We start from the raw sequence: 9711 nt of genomic DNA on the forward strand, positions 1-9711 counted from the left end.
AAGGAGTTGAATTGCTGAGCGGGCGAGAGTGCCTTAGCGCAGCCGTTCATCTGACCTTTGCGAATCATGTGCATGGTCTCGATTCCACCAAGGATGATGCGTGCGCAGTGGAAATTCTTGAAACCCATCATTGGCCGCATTCGACGTTTGATCGCGCGATGATCCTGTTCGACAATGTTGTTTAGATACTTTTGCTGGCGAATCTTGATCTGTATTTCCCGATTGGCGTTGATCGCTTTCAATGCTGCGAGATTCGATCCGCTTTTGTCGATCGTCACGGTCTCGGCGTCGCCGTTTAGCGCAACCGCCCTCTCGAAATATGCCTGCGCGACAGCCTTGTCCCGGCGGGCTCGTAGCAGGAAATCAATAGTGTTACCGGCTTTGTCGACAGCCCGGTAGAGATATCGCCATTCACCCCCGATTCGAACGTATGTCTCGTCCATCCTCCAGCTTCTGCCGACCGTGCGTTTGCACCGCCGGAACGCTTTTTCCAGTAGCGGCAATAGTTTGATCGCCCAGAGGTGAACGGTCGAATGGTTCACAGCAATACCACGCTCTGCCATCATCTCTTCGAGTTGCCGTAAGCTCAACGGATACGCAACATAACAACGCACGCATAGGAGCATCACGTCCAGTGGATAGTGGAGCCGTTTAAACACTTTCGACATTGCTTGAGTCAGCTTTTGCTTCATGGATCTGATTGTTCGCTCGGGGTATTCAGAATAATAGACCGTCTTATTGCAACAGAACCACTTTATCTGCAGCCCCTCTAAGATAATCGCTGTACTCAGCGCGACTAGGAAAGAAATTACGAAGATTTGCAAATTCCGAAAATCTGTCTTTCTCTTTTAAATAATTAAGAAACGAGAAAGTGCCACTCGGATTACGCAAGCTTACCAAATCCTTTAAAAATGAAATCTGCATCTCCGCACCCGGTAATAACATTCCGGGATGCCAAGCAAAAGACGGTTTCTTCTCAAAAATATGGCTTCTAGATTAGATATGCTTGCTCGGCTATAGTGAGACTAAGGGCCAAATTGGCCGGACTAAAGCAGATACCAATCACATCATATATTTTTTGAGTAACCATTTTATTAATTTTTTTGCAATTCAATAGCAAAATTTGGCGGACATATGCCGACATTTTGTTAGTGAATTTTTCAAATTCAAGGCTAGAAAGATACATTACAAATTTTTTCATGTCAACGGAAAAACTGATGCGTATCGAGTTTGAAACGCGCGTCATTCCAAAACGAAATGAAATTCCACAAGATACAGTGCTAGTTCACTGAATATTTATTAACTGTTGATTAGACTATTCGAGTAGTCAAATAGTCTTTCATATTATCAATGGACCACTGCGGCGTTTATTGAAGGCATCTATGTATTGACATGAGCATGAAGATGGAAGAAGACATGTAAGCGGCCGGTCATCCCATCTGGCTTCCGAAGAAGCTCTCCATCGCCGCATTATCAAGGCAATTCCCGCGTCGCGACATGCTCTGCGTGATTGAATGCTGCTTGAGGCTGCGGCGATAGATCGGCATACGGTATTGCCAGCCCTGATCCGAGTGCAATATCGGACGGTCGCGTCGCTTGAGTCGCGGCCAAGCCTGTTCCAGCATCGCTTCCACCATGTTAAACAACGGGCGACGAACGACCTTGTAGGAGACTATTTCACCGTTGTATAGGTCAAGTATCGGGGAGAGATAGAGCTTCTGATCTCCTACTTTGAACTCGGTTACATCGGTGATCCATTTTTCGTTCGGCCGCTTCGCTTTGAAATTTCGTTTTAAAACGTCTGGCGCGACTTCACCAACCTCGCCCATGTAGGCGCGATACTTTTTTTATCCGTACCAGCGATTTCAATTTCGACTCGCCCATGAGACGCTGCACCGTCTTATGATTGACAATCGATCCTTCTCGCCGGATCGCTGCTGTGATACGGCGGTAACCGTAGCGTCCTTTATGCCGCGCGAACACGGCTTGGATCTTCGCTGGTTTTGTCGCGGTAAGAGTACGATGCGAACAAACGGCAGTTTAAGGAGGACTACTTATTCGGCGAGTGAGTAGAACTGCTCGGCACGAGTGTATCCGAGGCCACGGACTTGCATTTGGCCCTTGACGATCATATGCATGAGCTCGATGCCGCTCAACAGGATCCGGGCGCAACGAAAATTCTTGAAGCCAAGCATAGGCCGCGTGCGTCGCTTGATCGCCTGATGATCTTGCTCGACAACATTGTTCGGCACTGTCACGTTAGCGAAGCGATCGGGTAAGCTAGGTGGATGAAAACCTCGTCCATTTACCGCGGCCACCGATTCCCGCCTGCCATCATCAGCCTAGCGGTGCGCTGGTACTTCCGCTTCTCGCTGCGTTTTCGCGATATCGAAGAGCTGCTGCTTGAGCGTTACATCGTTGTGAGCTACTAATCAATTCGGCGATGGTGCGATAAATTTAGTGCCCAGTTTGCGCGTTGGGTAAAAGTCATTCCACGAATCGCTACGACCTGGCATCTGGACGAGATGTTCGTGCCCTTGCGTGGTGAGCCGTACTGGCTCGGGCGCGCCGTAGACGATCTAGGGCAGGAACTCGATATCCTTTTGCAAAAGCATCGTGATACAGCAGCGGACGAACGATTCTTCAAGAGGATCTTGCGCAACCACCCGGCACCTCGGGTCATCGTGAAGGATCAACTTCGTAGTTATCCTGCGGCCAAGGCACGCGCGCGCGGGCTTACCAAGACGAAGCACGTCTTCGTACGCGCTGCGCTCGCGTGAATAACTGGGCCGAAAACAGCCATCACCGACCCGCGAGCAGGACGTCGGCGCCCCGGACGTGTCGTCCACTCGGGACCAATGCGCCGGCCATTGCGCTGCCGGCACTCGCGATTCAATCAGATCGGCAAGCTGCGCGACACGCCGGCGTTGAGTCGGGTGACAACCCGGTGATGGTTGATAAGCAAGGACGGTCCCTGATCGCAGAAGCCCGTGCAAGAACACAAATCAATGGTGATCCTGCCATCCTCGCGCATTTTCCCGCGCTTGACACCAAGGTGCCGGCAGAGGTCATCCAGCAGGGCCGCGTTGTCCTGCATGCGGTCGGTGATGTTATCGTTGAACAGCACGCGGTACTCGCCGACAGCGCTCGTATGGAAGAAACGATAGAACGTTGCTACGCCTTCCACATGAGCCAGGGTCAGGCCGAGCGCGCCGGCGACATACTCGAGCAGATCGCGCGAAAGCCAAGTGTACTCCGCCTGCGCCTCGCGAAGGATCTGAACCAGCGCATAGGAATCATGCCCGCGCGCAGCAGTAAAGCGTCTGCGAACCTGGATTCCAGATTGGCAGATACGGAGTTTGACTGAAGGTCGGGTCCGGCAGCCACGCTAACTCTCCCTTGCGCTTCCACTGTCAATGGCTCGCGAACTCGAGTACCACGCGCGACGGCACATCGCCGTGTTGCAGCCGCTGAAACACGTTGTTGATCGCCGAAAGGGGTTGCAACTCTATGTCGGCCTTGACCTTGCCATCTGCGGCAAAAGCCAGCGCTTCCGCCATATCGCGACGATTGCCGACAAAGGAGCCTCGAATCGTGATGCAGTTGGCCACCACATCGAACAAAGGCGTCGGAAATTCACCCGGCGGCAGTCCTACCAGCACGCAGGTACCACATTTGCGCGTCATGCCGACGCCCTGTTTGAATGCCCCAAGAGAGGGTGCCGTAATCAGCACGCCATGCGCGCCACCGCCGGTGACCTTTCTCACAGCTACAATCGGGTCGCCGTCCTTCGCGTTAAACACGGCGTCGGCGCCCAAGCGTTTCGCATGGGCCAGCTTGGTGTCGTCGATATCGACCGCACACACGTGCAAGCCGATCGCGTTCGCGTACTGAATAGCTAGATGCCCCAGTCCGCCAACGCCGGAGACTACTATCCATTCACCCGGCCGCGCCTGGGTCTCCTTGATGCCCTTGTACGACGTGATGCCGGCGCAGATGAGCGGTGCGGCTTCGTGGGGCGCCAGACCTAGCGGAATGTGGGCAACGTAGTTCGGGTCGGCCACGATATATTCGGCAAAGCCACCGTTCTTCGTATAGCCACCAAACTGTGCTTCGGCACACACCGGTTCGCGGGCCGAGAGACAAAATTCGCAATTTCCACAGGCGGAATACAGCCAAGGCACACCAATCCGATCGCCCTCCTTCACCGCCGTCACACCCGCGCCGAGCGCGGTGACGATGCCTATTCCCTCGTGCCCCGGCGTGAAGGGCAAAGTAGGCTTGACGGGCCAGTCGCCGTTGGCCGCATGCAGATCGGTGTGGCGCACACCACAAGCCTCGGTCTTGACCAGTACCTGGCCCGGACCCGGTGTCGGAATGTCGAGCTCCCTTAGCACCAACGGCTTGCCGAACTGTTCGACTACAGCAGCTTGCATTTTATTTGTCATGATGTGTTCCTCGATTGGATTTGCTTCTGAATCAGGCGACTGCCGGCAATCCCAAACCTCTGATTGCCTCGATCATCTTTACCAGAACGCCCTGGGCATCGCCGTAGACCATGCTGCAGTTGTCGGCGTAGAACAGGGCGTTGACTATGCCGGCATAGCCCTTGCCCTCGCCGCGCTTGATCATGAACACCTGCTTGGCTTTGTCGGCGTCGAGGATCGGCATGCCGAAAATGGCCGACGATTTGTCGGTTCGGGCTGCCGGGTTCACCACGTCGTTCGCGCCGATGACTAGTGCGACATCCGTGGTCGCGAACTGCTCGTTAATATCTTCTAGCTGAAAGATCATGTCGTAAGGCACGCCCGCCTCGGCAAGCAGCACGTCCATCTGCCCCGGCATGCGCCCGGCAACCGGGTAAACCGCGAACTTGACCGATACGCCGCCCGCTTGCAGCAGCTTGACGAGTTCGAACAGCTTGCCCTGACCCTGCGAGACCGCAAGACCGTAGCCCGGAACGATGATGACCGAGGCGGCATAGCGCATGGCGATGCCGGCATCGCTGGGTTGAACCGGCTTCAGGCTGCCTCTTATCTTGCGCTGCTTGCGGCTGTCGACTTCGCCGAAGTTTGTAAAAACCACGTTGGTCACCGAGCGGTTCATCGCCTTTGCCATCAGCAGCGTTAGCAGAATGCCGGCCGCACCGACGACCATTCCGGCTATCATCAGGGCCGGGTTCTGCAACACGTAGCCCTCGATGCCCACCGCAAGGCCGGTAAAAGCGTTGAAGATAGAAATTACAACCGGCATGTCGGCACCGCCGATCGGCAGCGTAATCATGACCCCGAACGCCAGCGAGCAACCAAAGAACACGTAGATCCAGCTCGGCATGCCCAGGATCAGGAACCCGTCCCCCGTGCTGGCGAAGACGATGTAGGCACCAACTGCGACGGTCGCGAGGAGCACCAGCACGTGGAAGGCCTGCTGCCCCTTCACCCGGACAGGCTTGTTGATGACCCCATCTAGCTTCGCCCAGGCAATCAGTGATCCCGATAACGACACGGCACCAATAAATGCGCCTGCCAAGGTCGCGACGAGTTCGGTCACCCCCTGCGCCTTGTTTCCCAATAGTTCCACGGCGGCTATCGCACCGGCAGCACCGCCGCCCATGCCGTTGTAAATAGCGACCATTTGCGGCATTGCCGTCATCGCCACCTTGCGGCCGCCCCACCAGGCCAAGCCACCACCGACCGCAAGTCCTACCACTGCGAGAGTGAGGTTGATCGGCAGGTTGGGCCGGGCAGCGGCATCCACTCCGAAAGCGTACAGAAAGCTGGCCAGCACGGCAGCCACCATGCCGATGCCGGCAACGAAAATGCCCGAAGGCGCCGTGACAGGCGAGGACATCCGGTGTAGGCCGTAAAGTAAAAGAAACGCGGCAGCGAGATCGGCGATGCCGATACCAAGCTGTGGGAGGAGTGTCAGCATGGCGGCGTTCCTAGTGCTTTTTGACGTGTACCCAGCTTGATACTGCCGGCCTGGCGATGGTGGGCGGGCCTGGCCGGATGGTCGCTGGTCTTGAACATGGTGAGCATGCGGTTGGTAACCGCGTAGCCGCCCGCTGCATTGCCCGCACCTAGCAGTACCGCAAAGAAACCAATGACCTGTTCCTGCATGGTGCTTGCGTTAAGTAGTGCATAGATACCGCCGACAACGACGATGCCATGCACGAAGTTCGAGCCGGACATCAAGGGCGTATGGAGGATGGCCGGTACGCGTCCGATGATGACCCAGCCGCCGAAGCCCGCTAGCATGAAGATGTAAAGTGCGATAAAGCCTGAAATGCTGATCTGGAAATTCATGCCAGTATCCTAGGTCGGTTCACGCCTGAATCGTTGTAACGCCTGGTGCCATGGAGGGAGTTGCAACGGCTTTCGCCGTGTTGCCGTCCACCGCGGACTTGTTCTCACCCGCATGTGTCAACACCGTCTGGGCGAGGACTTCATCGCTCCAGTCGATCTCGATGACGTTGTCTTTTATCATTAGCGCGAGCAGGTTGTACTGATTCTTTGCATATAGTTCGCTCGCATCCTCGCCAAGCAACGAAGGGACGTTCAGCGGTGCCGCGATGGTTACTTGGCCGATTTTCGCGGTCTCTCCTGGCTGCGTGTCATCGCAGTTGCCGCCTCCCTCGGCTGACAGATCGACGATCACCGCCCCGACCTTCATGCCGAGTACCTGGGCGTGACTGATAAGTTTGGGGGAGGCCTTACCGGGAATAGCAGCAGTCGTGATGATCAAGTCGGCGCTTTGGATGTGCTTCGTGAGCACTGCCGCAACCTTGGCCTTTTCATCGGCATTTAGCTCGCGCGCATAGCCACCCTTACCACGCGCGTCGACACCAGTATCGACGAACGTGGCGCCCAACGAGAGGGCCTGTTCACGGGTTTCGGGGCGCACATCGTAGCCCTCGACGATTGCACCAAGCCGGTGGGCAGTGGCAATCGCTTCCAAACCCGCCACGCCAAGACCCATGACTAGCACGCGCGCAGGCCCGATCGAGCCCGCTGCGCCGGTAATCTTCGGCACCACTCGAGCCAGATGCGTTGAGCCTAATTGCACCGCGTAGTATCCCGCCAGCGCAGATTGGCTAGACAGTGCATCCATTGCTTGTGCCCGTGTGATGCGCGGTATCCGCTCCATCGCAAAACAGGTGATCTTCTTTTCGAGCAAACGCTTCACAAGCGCTGGTTCGTTATGCGCATAGATGAAAGAAACAAGGATCGCGCCCTCCTTCATCTCGCTAACCACGTCCAGCGCGGGTGGCTGCACGGCAAGCACGACGTCGGCATCTTTAACCAAATCGGCGCGATCGGTGATGAAGGCCACGTTACCGAACGCGCCATCGTCCAGATGAATGGCTGCGCCTGCCCCGGCTGCATGTGCAGCCGGGTTGTCGGGCTTGATGTCTGTCAGAATGGTCGTCTGCATGAATGAGCCGGGTCGTTCCATGCGCTTGCCACCCATTAACAAGGTTGCACCGTTTGCGACTGCCTCGTCGACCTGCTTGAGCAATTGCGTCAGGGCAGACTCTGTGGACAGTGGTCCATGCGTAGTCTTTTCATCCATTGGATCACCAGGCTTCAGCTCATTGAGCGCGGCCTTGAATTTCTCCAGAAACTTGTCGGCAATTGAATCGAGAACGATGAAGCGCTTCGCGGCGCAACAGGTCTGGCCACCGTTGTACATGCGGCCCCAGACTGCCCAAGGAATCGTCTTCTCGAGATCCGCGTCATCAAGCACGATGAACGCATCGTTGCCGCCCAGCTCCATCGACGTCTTCTTAAGATTCTGACCAGCTCGGGCTGCAATGCTTCTGCCGGCCGAAACACTACCGGTCAACGCCACACCCTGGATGCGCGGATCGTCGATGATCCGTTCGGCCTGCGTATGCGAGATCAGAAGGTTTGTGTAAGCGCCCACCGGTGCACCCGCATCGATCAGAAGTTTCTCGAAAGCAACCGCACATTGCGGCACGCAGCCTGCGTGCTTGACCACCAGCACGTTGCCCGCCATCAGTTGCGGACCTGCGACGCGTGCCAGTTGATAGTAGGGAAAGTTCCACGGCTCCACACAAAACAGAACGCCTAGTGGACTCGTTTCGATATGGGCTTCGCCGACCTTCGGGTTGAGCTTCGTCGGCGACAAAAACGTTTCGGCATGACATGCGTAGTAGTCGAGAATGTCGGCGCTGAAATTGACTTCACCGCGTGCCTCGACAATCCGCTTACCCATTTCGAGGGTCGCCAGTTTGGCGAATTCGTCAACGTTTGCACGCAGCAGCGCAGCCGCTTTCGAAACGATTGCAGCGCGCTCAGCGTAGCTTGTTTTCTTCCACACATAGAAGCACGCATGAGCAGTAGACAGTACTTTTTCAAGCTGCTGGTCGTTTAGTTTATCGAAGCTCTTCAAGATCTTGCCGTTATTCGGGTTGACGCTCTGGTAGGTCATGGCCTTGCCCTCATTCAATGGGATAACGCTGGATGCGCCCAAGCGTGCTTGAACCGCGACTTCGAGGCCGGATATACCAGGTCATTCTGATAGGTCGATACATCTTGACGGTGCTGGCATCGCGGTTTAGTTACGTTTCGCACCATGCAGCGTGCAATAAGAAGTGGTGAAATTTGATTGGTGAAATTCGAGCAACTTTGGTCACAGTGCGCGCTTCCCAGACGGAAATCGGTACGGTATCGTACCTTTCAGGAATTGAGTCAGGCTTGGGCCTGCGACTACCACTCCCGTCAGATCTCACCCTTACGTGCCAATATCACCTGCGTCACCTGTTGCTGTTAAATTAGCGAGCAACGAGGTACCTTATGGCTGTCAATCCTACCCACGAGCGCGTCATGGCCGAAGCCCCGAAGTCGTCTGGTTCCAAAGGACCGACGTTGTCCAGTGATGGCGCGAACAGCCTCCATTCGGAGGTCGTCCCGCGAGCGCAGCGCCGCCGCTTCTCGCCAGCCGATAAGAAGCGCATCCTGGAAGCGGCGGATCGCTGCGCGATGCCCGTTGAAATCGGCGCGTTGATGCGTCGCTAGGGCGTCTATTCATCGTCTTTGAGCACATGGCGTCGCCAATGCGAGAGCGCCGGACTTGAGGCCTTGGCCTCCAAAAAGCGTGGCCCGAAGCCCGATGAGGCGCGTAGTGAAGCGCGTCAGCTCGCTCAAGTGGCTCTGGTGCAAATAGGTGGTCTGAAGCTGTTACATTATGCTGCTCAAAAATCGGGTGATCGATGATGGGCAAGGCCAAAGGCGGGGATGGGCTGTTTGATGGTCGACATTTTGATCGAGGAATCATCGTTCTGTGCGTGCGCTGGTACCTTCGCTACGAGCTCCGCCTACGCGATCTGGTGGAAATGATGGCAGAGCGCGGTTTATCGCTGGCTCACACCACCATCATGCGGTGGGTGAAACGCTTTACCCCGGAGTTCGTTAAACGCTGGAACCGATTTGCGATCCCTTCGGGTGGCTCGTGGCGAGTCTACGAGACCTATATGAGGATTCGTGGCAAATGGGTCTATCTGTACCGGGCTGTCGATCGAGATGGCCAGACGGTGGACTTCTTACTCAGGGCCAAACGCGATGTCGCAGCAGCCAAAGCCTTTTTTCGCAAGGCGATCATGCACCAGGAGCAGCCACCAGAGACTATCACGCTCGATGGTTACGCTCCCTCGCACCGCGCGGTGCGCGAGATGAAGGCCGATGGCCT

Annotated in this window: 9 protein-coding genes and 4 pseudogenes; 3 read left to right on the forward strand and 10 right to left on the reverse strand. The window is 56.0% G+C overall.

Annotation, left to right across the window (positions count from 1 at the left end; all coding sequences use genetic code 11):
• The 4 genes and pseudogenes from WM40_RS24890 to WM40_RS24905 all read right to left on the reverse strand — a co-directional run.
• The coding region (locus WM40_RS24890) for an IS6 family transposase (protein ID WP_046154323.1) at window positions 1-692 on the reverse strand (692 nt) is incomplete at its 3' end.
• A 43-nt stretch (window positions 693-735) separates the two neighbouring features.
• Complete coding sequence (locus WM40_RS32650) at window positions 736-945, reverse strand: SidA/IucD/PvdA family monooxygenase (protein WP_082103220.1); 210 nt, start codon at window positions 943-945, stop codon at window positions 736-738.
• Window positions 946-1442: 497 nt separating this feature from the next.
• Window positions 1443-1995 (reverse strand): annotated as a pseudogene (locus WM40_RS24900) (IS3 family transposase); the annotation flags it as partial.
• Window positions 1996-2054: 59 nt separating this feature from the next.
• Window positions 2055-2246: pseudogene (locus WM40_RS24905) on the reverse strand (DDE-type integrase/transposase/recombinase); the annotation flags it as partial.
• A 42-nt stretch (window positions 2247-2288) separates the two neighbouring features.
• Between WM40_RS24905 and WM40_RS31825 the strand changes: the two are divergent.
• Window positions 2289-2842 (forward strand): annotated as a pseudogene (locus WM40_RS31825) (IS6 family transposase); the annotation flags it as partial.
• 54 nt (window positions 2843-2896) lie between these two features.
• Here WM40_RS31825 and WM40_RS31830 read toward each other — a convergent pair.
• The 6 genes and pseudogenes from WM40_RS31830 to WM40_RS29735 all read right to left on the reverse strand — a co-directional run.
• The gene (locus tag WM40_RS31830; RefSeq protein WP_330218180.1) at window positions 2897-3352 is read right to left on the reverse strand and encodes an NADH-quinone oxidoreductase subunit NuoE family protein; all 456 of its coding nucleotides are present in this window, start codon (window positions 3350-3352) and stop codon (window positions 2897-2899) included.
• 61 nt (window positions 3353-3413) lie between these two features.
• Complete coding sequence (locus WM40_RS24915) at window positions 3414-4448, reverse strand: zinc-dependent alcohol dehydrogenase (protein ID WP_046154319.1); 1035 nt, start codon at window positions 4446-4448, stop codon at window positions 3414-3416.
• Between the two features lie 31 nt (window positions 4449-4479).
• Window positions 4480-5931 (reverse strand): NAD(P)(+) transhydrogenase (Re/Si-specific) subunit beta, encoded by a 1452-nt coding sequence (locus WM40_RS24920; protein WP_046154320.1) that lies wholly within the window; start codon window positions 5929-5931, stop codon window positions 4480-4482.
• On the reverse strand, window positions 5925-6305 hold the full coding sequence (locus WM40_RS24925) for an NAD(P) transhydrogenase subunit alpha part 2 (protein WP_046154321.1): 381 nt from the start codon (window positions 6303-6305) through the stop codon (window positions 5925-5927). Before WM40_RS24925 ends, WM40_RS24920 begins: the two co-directional genes overlap by 7 nt.
• Window positions 6306-6324: 19 nt before the next feature.
• Window positions 6325-7146, reverse strand: coding sequence for a Rossmann-fold NAD(P)-binding domain-containing protein (locus WM40_RS24930; protein ID WP_413783828.1), 822 nt, complete (start codon window positions 7144-7146; stop codon window positions 6325-6327).
• Window positions 7138-8454 (reverse strand): annotated as a pseudogene (locus tag WM40_RS29735) (aldehyde dehydrogenase family protein); the annotation flags it as partial. The gene WM40_RS24930 and the pseudogene WM40_RS29735, both read right to left, overlap by 9 nt.
• A 365-nt stretch (window positions 8455-8819) precedes the next feature.
• Between WM40_RS29735 and WM40_RS28290 the strand changes: the two are divergent.
• Both WM40_RS28290 and WM40_RS24945 read left to right on the forward strand, forming a co-directional pair.
• On the forward strand, window positions 8820-9041 hold the full coding sequence (locus WM40_RS28290) for a hypothetical protein (RefSeq protein ID WP_052738517.1): 222 nt from the start codon (window positions 8820-8822) through the stop codon (window positions 9039-9041).
• 197 nt (window positions 9042-9238) lie between these two features.
• The coding region (locus WM40_RS24945) for an IS6 family transposase (protein ID WP_046154322.1) at window positions 9239-9711 on the forward strand (473 nt) is incomplete at its 3' end.

The organism is Robbsia andropogonis (assembly GCF_000970345.1).
Classification (GTDB): Bacteria; Pseudomonadota; Gammaproteobacteria; order Burkholderiales; family Burkholderiaceae; genus Robbsia; species Robbsia andropogonis.

Coding starts and splice junctions, on each gene's coding strand:
- WM40_RS28290 (WP_052738517.1), top strand. CDS start 8,820: ATGGCTGTCAATCCTACCCACGAGCGCGTCATGGCCGAAGCCCCGAAG.
- WM40_RS24915 (WP_046154319.1), bottom strand. CDS start 4,448: ATGACAAATAAAATGCAAGCTGCTGTAGTCGAACAGTTCGGCAAGCCG.
- WM40_RS24920 (WP_046154320.1), bottom strand. CDS start 5,931: ATGCTGACACTCCTCCCACAGCTTGGTATCGGCATCGCCGATCTCGCT.
- WM40_RS24930 (WP_413783828.1), bottom strand. CDS start 7,146: ATGGAGCGGATACCGCGCATCACACGGGCACAAGCAATGGATGCACTG.
- WM40_RS24925 (WP_046154321.1), bottom strand. CDS start 6,305: ATGAATTTCCAGATCAGCATTTCAGGCTTTATCGCACTTTACATCTTC.
- WM40_RS32650 (WP_082103220.1), bottom strand. CDS start 945: ATGTTATTACCGGGTGCGGAGATGCAGATTTCATTTTTAAAGGATTTG.